The following is a 15,838-nucleotide window of genomic DNA, read 5'->3' on the forward strand; positions in this document are numbered from 1 at the left end:
CATCAGAGGGAAAGATCCCTCTGATGGTATTTCCTTTGTGTAACAGTGAATTATGCTGTAGTTGCCTGCGTTAACATCAGGCTCACAACGCCGCTATACTGCCCGCTTTTCAGCATACCTTTCGTCGTTTGAGAAAGAGTCAGCGGTAATACGGCTGAACCGTTTTCAGCAGTGCCCGGGAAAAGCTCCGTACCGGTAAACACCGTGTCAGTCGTATTGAGCGTTTTATCGCCAAGAATAACGGTCATTGGAATGTTCTGGTTACCATCGGTATTGGTCAGTTTGGCTGCGCTGACAAGACGAACCTTGACGTTGCTGGTGGCGGAGTTAGACCAGATTTTGGTATTTAAACGGTAACTTACCAACCCGCTGCCAGGCAGATACTGCATATCGATACTGGACGGAAGTGGTGTGTTGTCGGCCTGAGTCATATCCAGCTGCGAATCGACGCTAGCATTGATAGTAATATCTTTCTGAATGGCCATTGCGTTCAGAGATGCTGTCATCGAGGCAACGATCATCAGAGGTTTAATAAACTTATGCATTGATATCTCCATATTTACAAGTGAGCGCCATAGCGCTTTAAAAAAACACATTAGGACTACAGATGTCGTGTTATTCCACGACGGGTAACTCAGCTTCTTCAGTGGTTTTGTTTATCCAGTTGAAGTAGCGGAATTTGTACTTAATGCCCTGTGGTTGCGAAAAACTTTTTAAGTTTCGCTCCGTCTCCGGATAAATTGTTGCCTCTTCTTTAAGCCAGTGGCATTTATCTTTTTCATCACATATACCGATTTCTTTTAGCGGTACGCGCAGGGTGCCCTTATTTATTAAGGAGCCGTGAGTTCTATCCAGTGCCAATGAGATGTGATTTTCCGCGGGCGCGATGTGCACCAACGCACCCCAGATAATATTTACCCCTATTTTCGCTAAGGCAGCAGAGTGACCCTGTTCTCTGAGGGCAATGCTGTCTGGCTGGTTGACCCCTTCGAAATAGATGCGCCAGGTACTCTCTTTTGAGGGAGGAACCAGAGACACCAGTCGAACCACGCGCATGGCGCCCGCTGAAAGGGCAAACTTTTCAGGGGTGACGACAATGCCACCTTCCTGCCATGCGGGAACATCGATCTCTTTTTCCAGCGGTGTTCCGGGATTAAGAATTTTCTTTTGCTTCACCCGAATGAACTGAATATCATCGCTCTTCGACGCCACTGTTATTTGCGCTGTTCCGGAGCTATCTACATTCAGTTCCATCGGGTACACGCTCATATTAGCCACTGAAATTTCTGAGAAAAATGACAGTGATAGTACGAGTGCGTAAAAAGCGTAGGGCCTTTTCTTTACAAATTTAAATTTCAACATCTGTCTGCTCTGGTTACTGAGTGGTTTATTGCCAGTGGCCGTCTGCTTATGAATCGCTTCAGGGCAGAGAAACTTTAACCAGAACAACATCTTGTGAAAATTTGTATTAGTTGACTTGAGATATACAGTTTTTTATCCTGATTTTGTGGTCTAAAGAATGTATAGTTAATATTAAATGCCGCAATCGTGTATGTTGGAAAAAAATACACCTGCTCAAAAATTAATCGAATCAGGGCTGTTTTTATGTCTTTTGTACTTTCGAGTGGAACAAAGACAGGTGGCATAACCTGAGAACTAAATATGTTTTTTATATGCAATAATTCGTTATTATTTAATCCAGAGACACACGCAATTAGCCTGGTCGGACAACCAGAGTCGGTATTAACCCTCTCGGCTCCCGCTGCCCGGCTTTTACAGGAGTTCATTCGTAATAAAGGATGCGATCTAAGCCGGGAGGAGTTAATTACACGTGTCTGGGAAGCATATGGCTTTACCCCATCAGGCAATAATCTTAATAAGGCGGTGAGTGAGCTACGTAAGAGTTTTCAGGTTTTGGGTGAGTGTCAGGAGATGATTGTTACCTTGCCACGTTATGGTTTTCGTTTTGATGCAGAAGTTATTAGCCACCCAAAGCTGCTTTTTTGCGTATCCGACCCGGAGCCTACAACGATTCCCGTATCGCTCAACAGTAAAATATCGCAAATATGGAGTCGGGCTCGTCTCACAAGACGGGCAGGTCTTTTCGTGCTCACTGCTGCAACTATAGGAATTGGGTTTTTATTATATCGTTTACATTACGTCATCGCGCCCGTAGAACTTAAAGCAATTAATGAAAAAATCGGAAGTTGTCGATTCTGGTTTATCAACGAACAGGATCGGCCATTAAAAATGTCAAAAATATCAAGGTTGCTTGAGGAAAATAATGTCATGTGCCAACAGGAGGAATACGATATTTATTATTTTAGTGAACGGCTTACACTTTCTGCTGCGGATGAGATTTTTATTGGGGCGTGTCCGGTAAATAAAAGCAGCCCGTGCAAAAGTATTCGTTATAAAAGTGGTCCCGAAGAATGAAAACAAAACTCCTGTTTGGACTCGGGGGGGCTATGGTCGGAAGCTTACTGGTGGTAGCTTTCTCCCCTTCCCAAAACGATACGCAAGATGTCCTGGCTTGTACTACAGAATTTAATTTTACCCGAAATGAGGGAAAACCAAGCGAAGTGAAGGTAAATGCCATAGCTCAGTTCTATGTACGAGCGGATGGTACCGGCTTAACAACCTATAAAGGCGCTTCAAGGATAAAAGGGAAAGAGATGATTGTGGATCGCGACGTGAATTTTACGTGGGAGCGGCGAACGAATGACCATGTCATTATGTTAACCTATAAGAACACTTTGCGTCGACATAATGACAATACGCCCGATGCGTTGTGGGGGAGCTTTGCGCGTCCGGGGGCGCGTTACTATATCACTTTGTCCAAACTTTCCTCTTCCGTGTGGATGATTCAGGATCGGCTCTATCCCACCTACATTTGCCGTGAAGATTAAGGCATAAAAAAAGGAGAATGCCACCGGCATTCTCCTTTTTCGTATCCGTTGTGCTTAATCGCGGCTGGCGAAGCCCAGGATGCTCAACAGGCTGACGAAGATGTTGTACAGCGACACATACAGGCTCACGGTGGCGCGGATATAGTTCGTCTCGCCGCCGCGAATGATGTTGCTGGTTTCAAACAGGATCGCGCCTGAAGAAATCAGAATAAACACGGCGCTGATTGCCAGATGCAGGGCAGGCAGCTGCAGGAAGATGTTTGCCACCATGCCCACCAGCACTACCACAACACCCGCCATCAGCATACCGCCGAGGAAGGACATGTCCTTACGCGTGGTCAGCACGTAGGCCGAGCAGCAGAAGAACACCAGCGCGGTACCGCCCAGCGCCATGCCGATAAGATCGCCCATACCGGCAGACAGATACGCATTCAGCATCGGCCCCAGGATGTAGCCCAGGAAGCCGGTGAAAGCAAACGCGGACAGGATGCCGACGGGCTTGTCAGCGGTTTTGTAGGTCAGGAACATCAGACCATACATACCCACCAGCGTCAGGATCAGCCCCGGAGACGGCAGCATCAGAACGGTGCTGGCGGTGGCGGTGATCGCTGAGAAAGCCAGCGTCAGGCTGAGCATGAAATAGGTATTGCGCAGCACCTTATGGGTGCTGAGTAGCGATGTGCGGTCGCGTGAAGAAGTAATTATACGATCCATGAGTCACTCTCTTATGACAGATGTAATTAGTGGAAAGAATAGGAAACGGCACGCCAGTCTCAAAGTGGTTTTACCCATCTTTACTCAGCACGTTAGCGCTGGAGGCGGTTATTTCTTCTGCAGAAATCCGTTTCGCCAGTATGAACAGCGGTTTGCGACAATTTACCAGATCAAGCTCTTATAGGTTACTGAAAAATATTGCGTTATTACCATTCGAACGCTAAGAGTTATTTCCGGATCGTCATAAAACAGACTATAAGGCGAAGGAAATGAAACCACAAACACGCACTCACTTTACGCTTTCTTTGTTAACCGCAGGGATCCTGTGCGCCAGCACGGCAGCCTGGGCGGCTAACGTGCCGACAGGAACCGCGCTGGCCGACAAACAGGAACTGGTCAGAAACAACGGCAGTGAACCGGCTTCGCTCGACCCGCATAAAGTCGAAAGCGATGTCGAATTCAATATTATCAGTGATTTATTCGAAGGGCTGGTAAGCGTCTCCCCGGCAGGAGAAGTCCAACCGCGACTGGCGGAAAAATGGGAGAACAAGGACAACACCGTCTGGACGTTCCATTTGCGTCCGGGCATCACCTGGAGTGACGGCACGGCGATTACCGCTGAGGATGTGGTCTGGAGCTGGCAGCGCCTGATCGATCCGAAAACGGCTTCGCCGTATGCCAGCTATCCGGGCAACATGCATATCGTCAACGCGGCCGATATTGCTCAGGGAAAAAAAGCGCCCGATACGCTGGGCGTAAAAGCGATTAACGACACTACGCTGGAAGTGACGCTCACGCAGCCAAACGCGGCCTTCCTCGCGATGCTGGCGCACCCGTCGCTGGTGCCGGTGGATAAAGTGCTTATTGGCCGCTTCGGCGATAAGTGGACCAAACCGGAGCATTTCGTCAGCAGCGGGGCGTATAAGCTGTCGCAGTGGGTGGTCAACGAACGCATCGTGGCGGAGCGCAACCCGCGCTACTGGGATAACGCACATACCGTGATTAACAAAGTCACCTACCTGCCCATCACGTCCGAAGCCTCGGATGTGAACCGCTATAAGGCGGGCGAAATTGACATCGTGTACACGGTGCCGATTAACCAGTTTGCCCAGCTCAAGAAGACCCTGGGCAGCGAGCTGGACGTTTCACCTCAGCTGGCGACCTATTACTACGAATTCAATACCACCCGGCCGCCGTTCAACGACGCGCGCGTGCGTAAGGCGCTCAACATGGCGCTGGATAAAGACATCATTGCCGGAAAAGTATTAGGGCAGGGGCAGCGACCGGCGTGGCTCATCAGCCAGCCGGATATTGGCGGCGTGAAGTTACAGAACCCGGATTACGCCAGCTGGCCGCTGGACAAGCGCATCGCGGAGGCGAAAAAGCTGCTGAACGAGGCCGGATATAACGCCAGCCATCCTCTGAGCTTCAACCTGCTCTACAACACCTCTGAATCGCACCAGCGCATCGCGATTGCGGCCAGCTCCATGTGGAAGAAAAACCTTGGCGTGGAGGCAAAGCTGCAAAACCAGGAGTGGAAAACCATGCTGGATACCATGCACACCCACAACTTTGACGCGGTGCGGTATGCGTGGATTGCCGATTACGACGATGCGGCGACCTTCCTGAATAACTTCCGCACGGGCGACAGCGAAAACACCAGCCAGTACAGCAATCCGGACTACGATCGCGCGCTGCTCGATGCCGCAAAAGCCAAATCAGCGGAAGAGCGGGGTAAGTTCTACCAGCAGGCGGAAGATCTGCTGGGGCGTGATGTGCCGGCCATTCCGGTTTATCACTACGTCCGCACGCACCTGGTGAAACCGTGGGTAGGCGGATTTACGCCGGATAAGCTGGGGTACTATTTCACGAAAGACATGTACATCAAAAAACACTAGGCCTGTGCTGATAAAATCGTCGATGTGTCGTCAGTTCAACCGATTAAACACGTTTTGACTATTTTTACAGCGAACGAGTGCAGCCACTCTTTACAGCTCGCGGTGAGGTGTTTATAGTTCGCCTCACTTAGGAAGTGTGGCCGAGCGGTTGAAGGCACCGGTCTTGAAAACCGGCGACCCGAAAGGGTTCCAGAGTTCGAATCTCTGCGCTTCCGCCAGATATAAACCCCAGGTTACTCGTTAACCTGGGGTTTTTCTTTTGCCTTAACGCGAGTTTGTCTGTCACCAGATTCTGGCCATTCCTTCGCTTTCCGGGCGAACGAGCGTAAAACCAAATTTTGCATAAAGCTCAGGCACATCCGCCATTAAACAAACGTAGGCCCCTTTACAGGCATGGGTATCCAGCCAGGCTACAAGCGTTTCCATAATGACTCTGCCAAGCCCTTTCCCCTGATAAAGGGGATCAACGGCGACATCGACAATATCGAAATTCAACGCACCGTCCCCCACGATTCGCCCCATACCCACTGGTTTACCCTCATAAAGAATATGCATGCCGTAACAGCTGCCAGGCAGTGCTTTCCGGGCTGCCTCCAGAGGACGAGGGCTGAGGCCCGAGATTTCGCGCAGCCGACAAAACGCTTCTGCAGTGGGGACGGTCTCAACAACGGTATAGTTATCAGGCATAAAAAAGCTCCAGTCAGTGTCCATCAGGGGATCCCAGTCTGGCAGTAAAACTGACTAAACACGATTTTTAGGATCGATCCGCCTCACACTTTTAAGACTCTGCTATTTCCCTGTAAAAAACAGGCGTTATCATTCATCCCGTAAATATATTGCTATCTCTTACCGAGGCTTTGATGCTGGAGAATGTTTTCATCAGATAATCAGTTTCCCGCCCTTTTCAGGACGGACTGGTTATCGCTGCGCTTAAACCTTATGCGCGCACCTGCGGGTGTGGGCTCGTTTTTACGCATGATGATTACACAGGTTTTCCAGTATGAATTTATCCCGTCAGGAACAACGCACCTTACACGTTCTCGCCAAAGGTGGACGTATTGTGCACGTCCGCGACAGCTCTGGCCGCGTCACTTCCGTAGAGTGCTACACCCGTGAAGGGCTGGTGCTGAGCGACTGCACGCTTAGCGTCTTTAAAAAACTCCGCACCAAAAAGCTGATCCGTTCCGTGAACGGGCAGCCTTACCGCATCAACACTACCGGGCTGAACAACGTTCGCGCCCAGCTGGATAATCGCTAAGGATAAGTGATGAATACACCTTACACAGATAGCTACGACCGCGCTTTTTTGCTCGATACCATGATGGGCCCAAACGCCATGCGGCTTACCGAGGAGCTGGTTGCTCAACTGCAGATTGATCTAGGAATGCGCATACTCGATCTCGGCTGCGGGAAAGGGATCTCTTCTATCCTGCTCGCCGAAAAATATGACGCCACGGTTTTTGCCGCCGATCTATGGATTACGCCGAGCGAAAACGCAGCGCGTTTCAGCGAACGGGGTCTGGACGGAAAAATTTTTCCGCTACGGGTTGATGCCACGAAAGCGATCCCGTTCGCGCATGATTACTTCGACCTGATCGTGAGCGTGGATGCGTATCAATACTTTGGCAACAATGACGCCATGCTGGGCACGCTGCTACCTTTCCTGAAACCCGGAGGACATATTGCGGTTGCCGTTCCCGGGTTTATCGGGGAATACAGCGAAACGCATCTTCCGGAGGTGGTTAAGCCTTTCTGGACGCCAGAGTGGTATTTCTATCCGCTCTCCTGGTGGAAAGCGCTGTGGGAAAAAGAGCCCGGTTCGGTTCTGACCACCGTGCGGGAGATGGATACCTGCCAGCAGGCGTGGGATGAGTTTATGCAATGCGAGATCGCCCAGGAGATGATGGTACCCATTATGGACGCGGGCGCCGGGACTTATTTCAACATGATCCAACTGGTTGCGCAGAAGCGCTAAAAGCTCATAAACAACGCCACCCTCGGGTGGCGTTCATGCATTGAATTGTGCAAATGTAGGCCGGGTAAGCGCAGCGCCACCCGGCAAGAAACGCGGCGTTATGAGCGGATAAAGGCCAGAATGTCCGCGTTGATGGTGTCCGCATGGGTGGTATGCATCCCGTGCGGGAAGCCCGGATAAATTTTCAGTACGCTGTTCGCCAGCAGTTTATCCTGCAGCAGGGCAGCGTTTTTATACGGCACGACCTGATCGTCATCGCCCTGCAACACCAGAACGGGAACCGTGATGGTTTTTAGATCCTCCGTCTGGTCGGTCTCTGAAAATGCCTTAATCCCCTCGTAGTGGGCCTTGGCGCTGCCGATCATTCCCTGACGCCACCAGTTTTGAATCGTGCCCTGTGAAACGTCCGCGCCATCCCGATTAAAGCCGTAGAAAGGGCCGCTGGCGACGTCGAGGTAAAACTGGGCGCGGTTAGCCGCCAGCGCTTTGCGGAAGCCGTCGAAAACCTCGATGGGCGTACCGCCGGGGTTACCGTCCGTTTTGACCATCAGCGGCGGGACGGCGCTGACGAGCACCGCTTTGGCGACGCGCCCCTGCGGTTGCCCATACTGCGCAACATAGCGGGCGACCTGTCCGCCGCCGGTGGAGTGACCGACGTGCACGGCGTTGCGCAAGTCCAGGCTTTCAACCACGGCCGACGCGTCGGCCGCGTAATGATCCATATCGTGGCCTTCACTCACCTGGTCCGAACGCCCGTGACCGCGACGATCGATAGCGATAACGCGATAGCCTTCAGCGAGGAAGAAGAGCATCTGGTTATCCCAGTCATCGGCACTCAGCGGCCAGCCGTGGTGGAAAACAATGGGTTGAGCCTCTTTTGGGCCCCAGTCTTTGTAGTAAATATTGACGCCGTCTTTCGTTGTTACGAATGCCATACCGCAGACTCCTCTGTTAAAGGCAAAACGATCCCCGGCTGAGCGCACAGCGAATCATTAATGCCTTAATTAAGTTGGCTTTTTTCTGTTTCCCGTACCGACAGTACTCCTAAAGTGTAGGAGAAATAGTAAAAGCGGTTGGTTTCATTGCTGTTAAAGGCATCCATTGCCAGCCCTATCATCGTTCTCCCGGCGTTACCCGCTTGCGGGTATACATCGCCTTGTCTGCGCTATTGAGCAACGTATCGGCATCACCCGCGTCATGAGGAAAGCGGGCAATGCCAATACTGCCGGAGATGGTAATCACCTGTTCGTTAATCAAAAAAGATTGTGCCAGCGCGGCGCTGACCTTTTCCGCCGTTTGTGTGGGTAAGGGATCGGCGGGGGTTAAATCGGGGAGCAGGGCGACAAACTCATCGCCGCCGAGGCGGGCCACCGTGTCACCTTCGCGCAGTACGCTTTGCAGACGAAATGCCACCAGCCGCAGCAGCTCGTCGCCGACGGCATGACCATGGAGATCGTTCACCGGTTTAAACCGGTCGAGGTCGATAAACAGCAGCGCCAATTCTTTATCGTGGGCGATAGCCTGGGCGATCGCCAGCTCCAGACGGTTAACCAGTAATCTCCGGTTCGGTAAACCCGTCAGGGCATCAAAGTTTGCATGCAGCCACGCGATATGTTCACGCTGTTTGCGATCGGTAATATCGCGAATAAAGGCTGAAAATATTTGCTTACCCGCTTGCTGATGCGGCCATATCGAGAGCTCAATAGGGAACTCGCCTTTGGTGCGATGCAGCGCAGCGATCTCGATAGTGCGGTTGAGAATATTCGACGGTTGCCCGGCCTGGAAGCGCATCAGGCCGCGTGCGTGCTGCTCGCGAAACGCTTCTGGTACGATCATCTTGCCAAGGCTGTTGCCTGTCGCTTCTTCCGCTGACCAGCCGAACATTCGCTCTGCCGCCTGGTTCCAGTTCACAACGTTACCGGCATGATCGATGGTAATCACCGCATCCTGCGCGGTTTCAACCAGCTGACGGTGGTACTCTTCACTCTCTTCCAGCGCCTGCTTCATCGACTCTATCTGGCTAATGCTCTCCTGCAGCTCGCGGTGCATTTCCGCCAGCGAAAGGGAGAAGAAGCGGATCCGCTCTTCAACGGACATATTTTTCATTTCTGAATAAAGATCGCTGGCGGTACGTGGCGGCATACTGAATTCCTGACAAAAGAGTTAGGTACCTATCAATTATGGCGCTTTAGATAACTTTTTGTATCGGGAGTGTGGCTAGGCAGCGGTAGGGGGCTTGCAGGTAATTTGGGCAGCAGCAATAAAACAGGCTCTGGAGCATGCCTCCAGAGCCTTCCGGGTTAGCGGTTTTCTTCAATATAGCGGGCCAGGTCCGCCGGAGTTTTTAGCACCGTCGCCACGTCAGTTGGCGGGATCATGCAGCCGTAAACGTCCTGCACTTCCAGCACCATATCGACCGCCAGGATGGAGTCGAGAATGTCGGATTCAATCAGTTCATCGTGAAAGCCCACCTTGCGGGATAACACTTTTTCGAACAGGGCGAGAATTTCTTGTTCCATAATTTTTCCTGGAGTCATTAATTTGTGCGGGCGTAAGCGTCCAGCAGCTTGCGGTCAATTTTGCCGTTAGGATTCAGCGGCAAAGCGTCTTTTACGATAATTTGTGAAGGCACCATATAGTGCGGAACGACCTTCGAAAGCGATGTTTTGATGGTGTCCGGCGCCATATCCGTCACGCAGAACGCGGCAATGCGCAGTACGCTGCCGCAGGATTTCATCAGCGGCAGGACCACCGCTTCGTTGATGCCGGACATGGCCAGCAGGCGGTTCTCGATCTCGTTGATTTCAATACGGTAGCCGTTCAGTTTGACCTGGCTGTCGTTGCGGCCCTGACAGTAGATCAGCCCCGCCTCATAGCCCAGATCGCCGGTCCGGTAGCCGCGAAACGCTTCATCTTCCCGACGGAGTAATTTCGCCGCGTTCTCCTGCGGCAGGCCGAGATAGCCGCGCATGACGTTTTTACCCCAGATAATCAGCTCGCCGTCGGCGGAAATTTCCATTTTGCTCTCAGGCATCATGACGCCCACCGGCAGCACGGCGCTGTCGCTGTTCAGGATCGCATCCGTGATTTCAACCACGGTCGTCGCAATCGTCGCTTCCGTTGGGCCATACGAGTTAATGATTTTGGCCTGCGGGAAGCGGCGGCGAAGCTGTTTAACCAGCGCCTTATTGAGCACTTCACCAATGAAGATAAAGACGTTGAGCGCGGGCAAATACTCGCTGTTGAACTGCGGGGAGAGCAGCTGCTGGTAAGCAAAAGAGGGGGTCGAAACCCAGGCGGAGACCGCGTTGCTTTTCAGTCGCTCCAGCCAGTTCTCTTTCTGAATGTCCTCTTTGGCGTTCAGCACGATGTGTCCGCCCATCGCCAGATTCGCCAGCAAAGGGATCAGGGAGAGGTCAAAGCTGAATACCGCGTGGTTCATCAGGACTGGTTTTTCCGGCAGTGAAAAGTCCTGGCTGACCCATTTCATGAAGTGCCATACGCTTTCACGCCCAATCTGCACGCCTTTAGGTTTACCGGTGCTGCCTGAAGTAAACATGATGTAGGCCAGATCCTGCTCCTCCAGTACCTTGCCCGGTTCCCCGGTGGCGATGAACTGCCGGGTCGCGACGTCGTAATAGTAAGGGGCGCTGGCCAGATGGCAGATCTCCCGGAGGCGCTCCTGCGGATAGATGCAGTCCACCGGGATGTACGGAATGTTGTGCAGCAGGCAGCTATAAATCGCCACGGCGAACTCGGCCTGCTGGTGTCCGTACAATACGACCGGCGTACCGGCAACAGGCTGGCAGCGCTGATAGCGCTGCGCCCAGTCCGTCACGGCAGCGGAAAGCTGTAGCCAGCTTAAGGCTTCGTCGCTGCCGCTGATGGCCAGCTGCTGCGGGGAGGCGGGATCGCATAATGCCTCACGTAAGAAATCCTGCAGTTCCTGAAGATCGGAGTGATTTTTCATAGAGGTGACATTCCACTAAAGATGTAAAGGGATCCCGCGGCGCTTCCCAGCGTCAGAATTCGCCCTAAAAACGCAACGGCCGGATACTGCAGGCCGCGGTGCAATGCCGGGCTGCGTTTGGCTGACCACAGCAGCATGTTGTGAGCGACGGAAATCGCGCCAAACAGCGCGCCGCTGATGACGTAATGGCGTTCCAGTCCATTCCATGCCCCCATGCAGAATAAGGTGCAAAAAATACCGATATTTTGCGCCAGCGTTTTGTTCTGACGGAAAAAGTTGAATTTCATCAGATTCATATAAATGGGCATAAAGACCACATCGCGCAGCCATTCAGACAGGCTGATGTGGAAGCGGCGCCAGAAATCCTGCGGGTTCTTTGCCAGAAGCGGCATGTTAAAGTTTGCCGGAATGCTGAGCCCAAACAGGCGGCCCGCGCCGATGGCCATATTGCTGTAGCCCGCAAAATCAAAGTACAGGTAGGTGCTGTAGGCAATCGACATCACCACGCCCACGGTCAGCGTAAACGGCTTATGGCTCCAGGGCTGCACGACAAGGGAATCAATCAGCATGGCAAACAGGAACTTCTGGACAATGCCGGTAATGATTTGCTCCAGCGCGACTAAAAACTGTTCGCGGTTAAGGGCAAATACGGGCTTGCTGACGTCACTCATCCACGTCCGCCAGCGGTACATTGGGCCGGCCAGGATAATAAAGGGCATAAACAGATAACAGAAATAGTGCAGGAAATTCTGACCTTCTTTTTTACTGCGATAGAGCAGCACGTCCAGCGCGCGGAACGTCATAAAAGAGAGGCCGATCATGCCCCAGTGGTTATTTAAATGTAATTTCACCAGCAGCAGCGGCAATAATGTCAGAACGACCGCCTGCCACGTTTTTAACCATCCCTTCTCTTTAAGCGTGGCAAAAACATAAAAGCTGAAAAAAACGGCGGCGGGGACAATATAATCGCCCTGAAATATATATCCCCATCCCAGCGCCGTTAACACCGAGAGCGCAGATAACCAGGTCAGACGATGGCGTAATACGCGATTAACCAGCGCAAACGCCAGCGCGGATGAAAACAAATAAACAAAAAACATTCCTGAGCTGTACATCATTCGGCCTCAGAACTTTTGATATTCAAAATGCAGCTGCATACTCATGCTGTCATCGACAGAGGTCCACGCGACGATGGTGATCGCCAGCAGGAGATAAAGTAAAAAAAGACGGATCGCGATTTTCATCATTTAAAACTCTGTGCAATAAAGCGAATCATAGGAACCCAGGCCAGTTCGGAAGGGTGCAAACGATCCCAGTTCCAGCCATTCTGATAAGGCATGGCGTACATATCTAAATAAGGGATCTGGTTCTTTTCCAGAATGGTTTTTATTTGTTTATCAACCGGGCGGAAGGTATCGGTATTGTAAAGCGCCCAGGGGTTAACCGGGTCGACGATAGCAATCACCTGCACGTGGTGTTCCTTAAGCAGCTGGACGGTTTTACTGAAGGCGGCGATTTGCGCAGGCACGACCGGCGTGTCATCCCACTGCTGCCGCGTACTGTCCTCCTCGTAAATCGTTTTGTCCATCCACAGGGTGGCCGCGCTCTGCTGGCGTTTTTTATTTAACTCGCGCGCATTCGCCAGCTCTTTGTCCCAGTCGGGGGCAATGTGGGCGACTGGCTGCTGCGGCCAGGGCTGTACCGTCTGGGGCGTGATGTTGAGCAGCGCCAGCCAGTCGTTTTTTATCAGGGTGCAGACGTTGGCAAACTGGAAGCTCAGCTCGTCCCACATCAGATCGGGGTGCCAGCCAAAGACCCGCATTTGGCCGAAGGTTAAATGGCTTATTTCTTTACTATCAATATGCTTTAAATAATTAACCAGCAGCGGGCGCGCCTGCGGATCCTTCATCAGCGGATTAAAAATAGAGCCGGGAAAATTATCGGCATAGATAGCCGGTGGCAGCCCTTTTGAATAAAAGCTGTCAGGAGCCAGAAGCAAAACAACTTTACTGTTTGCGTTAAGGCTATTTTTAAAACGTGAGAACAGTAAAAATTGCGTTTCATCATCGACGAACGCATCGCCATACGCCACGACGGGTTTGTGCAATTGCTTATTAAAGTAATTATATACAGCGTAATGTTCATCTTCTGAGGTGGCCACCTCAGACGCGCCAATGAAGAAAATAGCATTCCCTTCTAAGGCATGGGAAATAGTCGCAATTTTTTCCGCTTGTTCTTTCGGCGTGCCCGCCATTGATTTAATCAGCGGCTGGAAGGTGAGGGGCGGATTGAAGCTCGTCACCAACGGGTGAACACAAAGGAACAATATGGCCAGGGTCGCCATCAGGATATGTAAGCAAAGCGTATTTTTGATTTTCATCATCAACCAGTAACACTGCATGGCAGTAATTTCTAAATCTGCGGGTACTCAGATTTATAACAATTACACAACAAATGACCGTTTATTTTTGTGGCATTCTATACCAGAGCGATTTAAAAGGATGAGCGTTGCTGTGTAACGGTATGTACAAGGGGGCTGTGACCGGTGCGCGGCAAGCGACTGGGTGATTTTTGCGCAGTCAAACGCCGGTGGGTGAAAATAGAAAAATTCCTGCTTTACAAGGGGCTAATAGATGTTTATAGTGCGCCTCACTTTGGAAGCGTGGCCGAGCGGTTGAAGGCACCGGTCTTGAAAACCGGCGACCCGAAAGGGTTCTAGAGTTCGAATCTCTACGCTTCCGCCATTTTTATGGCAAAATCAATAACTTACAGAATGTTTTTGATTCTGTCATGCATAAAGTAATGCATTAAAAGCCCGTGTAAAACGGGCTTTTTTTGTATCTAAAATCTGGTTTTTTCCCGCAAAAAATATTTTAAACACTCAGTTCTTGCCTGAGAAAGGCCCCTACCTGTTTCTCTTCCTATACAGATTAACCAAGCAACATCCTTAGGTCACAAACGTGTATTCGTGACGGTTAACTGGACAACTAATTGTTCTGTCGGTTAAAACAGCTAAAAAAAGTTAACTGGTAATTGAAAATGAAAGCTAGTGAAGTCATGAAGGCTGCAAAATCATGGTTCAAGCTAAGTAACTATGATGTGTTGCAGGAGATCACTGTCAACGATCTGAAGAGGGAAGTGATTGCCCGGTTAGAAATGGCTGAGCACAATTTTGCTGTTGAGATTGATGAAAGCGACTGGATGTACCGTCAAATCCATCTGGATAACGAAACCAAGATTTTATCTGGGCAACCATTGCTGGCAAGCCCACGTGATAAACCAGCTCCAGTTTACGGTAAAGATTACCCATTAAGACAAGCCGTTGAAAACCCGCTTGCAGATGCTAAAAGGCATATCAGGCACATGACTGTATTTGATGTGGCGAAATATGCACATAGGTTGAGTGATATAAAGATACTTACCCGTGTGGGACCTAACGATGGTGGTGCTCTTTCGCCTAAATCAGCAAATGTAGGGCAGTGGCGGTTGACCGATATTGAAAAGCTTAATTCTTATACACCGCTGTATCTTGAACTTAACCTCAGAGCGCTCACAGATGAAGAGGTGATAGAGCATATGAAGCGTATGCTTCCTGAATGGCGTAGGACTCATGATCTCCCTGAACCTCAAGCGTTCGGGATTTCAACAATCAAAAAATTGATTAACTTCCAAACCATCCCTATGTTGGACTTGCTGTTCTGGGCAAAGAGAGAAAACGTCAAAATTTCGTATGAGATGTTGGCTCGTCTTCTACATCCAGATTCATCAGAGTCGATCAGAGGTGGTTCCAATATCAAAGATACTGATAAACCGTTTGCCGATAAAGTGCTTAACCGTGAGTTCGAAAAGGCCTTTAACGTCTACTTAAGTAAAAACGATGACATGATCAATACAAAAGTTGCTGATGTTATGAGAATGAATGAAAAAGAGGAGTGAAAGCGGTAGACCATTGCTTCAAAACCAGTGAGGGGCTGCTGCTAAGCAAGCGCCTCATTTTTCAAAACCAGCGAAATCCACAAATTTTCAATTTCCCCGAAAATCATCCCCCGCCAATTTCTAAAAAAATCTTGTTTTCCAATATCTGCATCATGTGATCTCAATTTTTCCTACTATAGCTCTTGTCGAAACAACAGAGGAAAAGGCAAATGAGAAATGAAATCGCAGGTAAAAGATTAATCCGTGTTCCAGAAGTTCTGAGAAGAGTCGGATTTAGTCGAACGACAATGTATGAGCTTATCAAGGAAGGACGATTCCCGGATAAGGTAATCATAGGGGCAAGATCTGTAGCCTTTGTGGGGCTTTGTTGAATAAATCAGATTTCGGGTAAGTCTCCCCCGTAGCGGGTTGTGTTTTCAGGCAATACGCACGCTTT

Annotated in this window: 18 protein-coding genes and 2 tRNA genes; 9 read left to right on the plus strand and 11 right to left on the minus strand. The window is 50.5% G+C overall.

What is annotated here, in order from left to right:
* Positions 1 to 50: 50 nt before the first annotated feature.
* Entirely contained in the window at positions 51 to 545 is a 495-nt protein-coding gene (locus QMN93_RS19145) for a CS1 type fimbrial major subunit (protein WP_182383278.1), read from the minus strand.
* A gap of 70 nt (positions 546 to 615) precedes the next feature.
* Entirely contained in the window at positions 616 to 1,362 is a 747-nt protein-coding gene (locus tag QMN93_RS19150) for a fimbrial protein (RefSeq protein WP_182383279.1), read from the minus strand.
* A 300-nt stretch (positions 1,363 to 1,662) separates the two neighbouring features.
* On the opposite strand from QMN93_RS19150, the gene QMN93_RS19155 reads away from it, so the two are divergent.
* Together QMN93_RS19155 and QMN93_RS19160 are read left to right on the plus strand one after the other, a co-directional pair.
* Positions 1,663 to 2,436 carry a winged helix-turn-helix domain-containing protein gene (locus QMN93_RS19155; protein WP_182383280.1) on the plus strand — a complete coding sequence of 258 codons (774 nt, stop codon included), beginning with the start codon at positions 1,663 to 1,665 and terminating at the stop codon, positions 2,434 to 2,436.
* Positions 2,433 to 2,909, plus strand: coding sequence for a hypothetical protein (locus QMN93_RS19160; RefSeq protein ID WP_182383281.1), 477 nt, complete (start codon positions 2,433 to 2,435; stop codon positions 2,907 to 2,909). The genes QMN93_RS19155 and QMN93_RS19160 overlap by 4 nt, the downstream gene beginning before the upstream one ends.
* A 54-nt stretch (positions 2,910 to 2,963) precedes the next feature.
* Here the strand turns inward: QMN93_RS19160 and yccA are convergent, their stop codons facing one another.
* Positions 2,964 to 3,623, minus strand: coding sequence for an FtsH protease modulator YccA (yccA, locus tag QMN93_RS19165; RefSeq protein WP_023335168.1), 660 nt, complete (start codon positions 3,621 to 3,623; stop codon positions 2,964 to 2,966).
* A 269-nt stretch (positions 3,624 to 3,892) separates the two neighbouring features.
* Between yccA and QMN93_RS19170 the strand changes: the two genes are divergently transcribed.
* Together QMN93_RS19170 and QMN93_RS19175 are read left to right on the plus strand one after the other, a co-directional pair.
* Positions 3,893 to 5,521 (plus strand): ABC transporter substrate-binding protein, encoded by a 1,629-nt coding sequence (locus QMN93_RS19170; protein ID WP_182383282.1) that lies wholly within the window; start codon positions 3,893 to 3,895, stop codon positions 5,519 to 5,521.
* Positions 5,522 to 5,651: 130 nt separating this feature from the next.
* A tRNA-Ser gene (locus tag QMN93_RS19175) sits at positions 5,652 to 5,739 on the plus strand.
* Between the two features lie 64 nt (positions 5,740 to 5,803).
* On the opposite strand, the gene QMN93_RS19180 is transcribed toward QMN93_RS19175, so the two are convergent.
* Positions 5,804 to 6,208 carry a GNAT family N-acetyltransferase gene (locus QMN93_RS19180; RefSeq protein WP_033146518.1) on the minus strand — a complete coding sequence of 135 codons (405 nt, stop codon included), beginning with the start codon at positions 6,206 to 6,208 and terminating at the stop codon, positions 5,804 to 5,806.
* Positions 6,209 to 6,521: 313 nt separating this feature from the next.
* Here QMN93_RS19180 and QMN93_RS19185 point away from each other — a divergent pair, with 313 nt between their 5' ends.
* Positions 6,522 to 6,779 (plus strand): YjhX family toxin, encoded by a 258-nt coding sequence (locus QMN93_RS19185; protein ID WP_021240841.1) that lies wholly within the window; start codon positions 6,522 to 6,524, stop codon positions 6,777 to 6,779.
* Positions 6,780 to 6,788: 9 nt separating this feature from the next.
* The gene (locus QMN93_RS19190) at positions 6,789 to 7,496 is read left to right on the plus strand and encodes a cyclopropane-fatty-acyl-phospholipid synthase family protein (protein ID WP_182383283.1); all 708 of its coding nucleotides are present in this window, start codon (positions 6,789 to 6,791) and stop codon (positions 7,494 to 7,496) included.
* Between the two features lie 98 nt (positions 7,497 to 7,594).
* Here QMN93_RS19190 and QMN93_RS19195 read toward each other — a convergent pair whose 3' ends face one another.
* The 7 genes from QMN93_RS19195 to QMN93_RS19225 form a co-directional block, all read right to left on the minus strand.
* On the minus strand, positions 7,595 to 8,431 hold the full coding sequence (locus QMN93_RS19195; protein WP_054830320.1) for an alpha/beta fold hydrolase: 837 nt from the start codon (positions 8,429 to 8,431) through the stop codon (positions 7,595 to 7,597).
* A gap of 178 nt (positions 8,432 to 8,609) precedes the next feature.
* A complete protein-coding gene (locus tag QMN93_RS19200) occupies positions 8,610 to 9,638 on the minus strand; it encodes a diguanylate cyclase (RefSeq protein ID WP_069302611.1) in 1,029 nt (342 codons plus the stop codon).
* A 158-nt stretch (positions 9,639 to 9,796) separates the two neighbouring features.
* A complete protein-coding gene (locus QMN93_RS19205; protein WP_008499867.1) occupies positions 9,797 to 10,015 on the minus strand; it encodes an acyl carrier protein in 219 nt (72 codons plus the stop codon).
* 17 nt (positions 10,016 to 10,032) lie between these two features.
* Complete coding sequence (locus QMN93_RS19210; RefSeq protein ID WP_069302612.1) at positions 10,033 to 11,466, minus strand: AMP-binding protein; 1,434 nt, start codon at positions 11,464 to 11,466, stop codon at positions 10,033 to 10,035.
* Entirely contained in the window at positions 11,463 to 12,581 is a 1,119-nt protein-coding gene (locus QMN93_RS19215) for an MBOAT family O-acyltransferase (protein WP_182383959.1), read from the minus strand. Before QMN93_RS19215 ends, QMN93_RS19210 begins: the two co-directional genes overlap by 4 nt.
* Positions 12,582 to 12,590: 9 nt before the next feature.
* On the minus strand, positions 12,591 to 12,713 hold the full coding sequence (locus QMN93_RS19220) for a hypothetical protein (protein ID WP_255640238.1): 123 nt from the start codon (positions 12,711 to 12,713) through the stop codon (positions 12,591 to 12,593).
* Positions 12,710 to 13,846 carry a D-alanyl-lipoteichoic acid biosynthesis protein DltD gene (locus QMN93_RS19225; RefSeq protein ID WP_039262125.1) on the minus strand — a complete coding sequence of 379 codons (1,137 nt, stop codon included), beginning with the start codon at positions 13,844 to 13,846 and terminating at the stop codon, positions 12,710 to 12,712. The genes QMN93_RS19220 and QMN93_RS19225 overlap by 4 nt, the downstream gene beginning before the upstream one ends.
* 276 nt (positions 13,847 to 14,122) lie before the next feature.
* Between QMN93_RS19225 and QMN93_RS19230 the strand changes: the two genes are divergently transcribed.
* The 3 genes from QMN93_RS19230 to QMN93_RS19240 all read left to right on the plus strand — a co-directional run bounded on the left by QMN93_RS19230 (position 14,123) and on the right by QMN93_RS19240 (position 15,773).
* Positions 14,123 to 14,210 (plus strand) — tRNA-Ser (locus tag QMN93_RS19230).
* Positions 14,211 to 14,505: 295 nt separating this feature from the next.
* Positions 14,506 to 15,402, plus strand: coding sequence for a DUF6387 family protein (locus QMN93_RS19235; protein ID WP_323619743.1), 897 nt, complete (start codon positions 14,506 to 14,508; stop codon positions 15,400 to 15,402).
* A 209-nt stretch (positions 15,403 to 15,611) separates the two neighbouring features.
* A complete protein-coding gene (locus QMN93_RS19240; protein ID WP_323630727.1) occupies positions 15,612 to 15,773 on the plus strand; it encodes an AlpA family phage regulatory protein in 162 nt (53 codons plus the stop codon).
* The last annotated feature ends 65 nt before the right edge of the window (positions 15,774 to 15,838 follow it).

The sequence above is a fragment of the Enterobacter sp. R-1.6.2 genome (assembly GCF_035064085.1).
Lineage (GTDB): Bacteria > Pseudomonadota > Gammaproteobacteria > Enterobacterales > Enterobacteriaceae > Enterobacter > Enterobacter asburiae_B.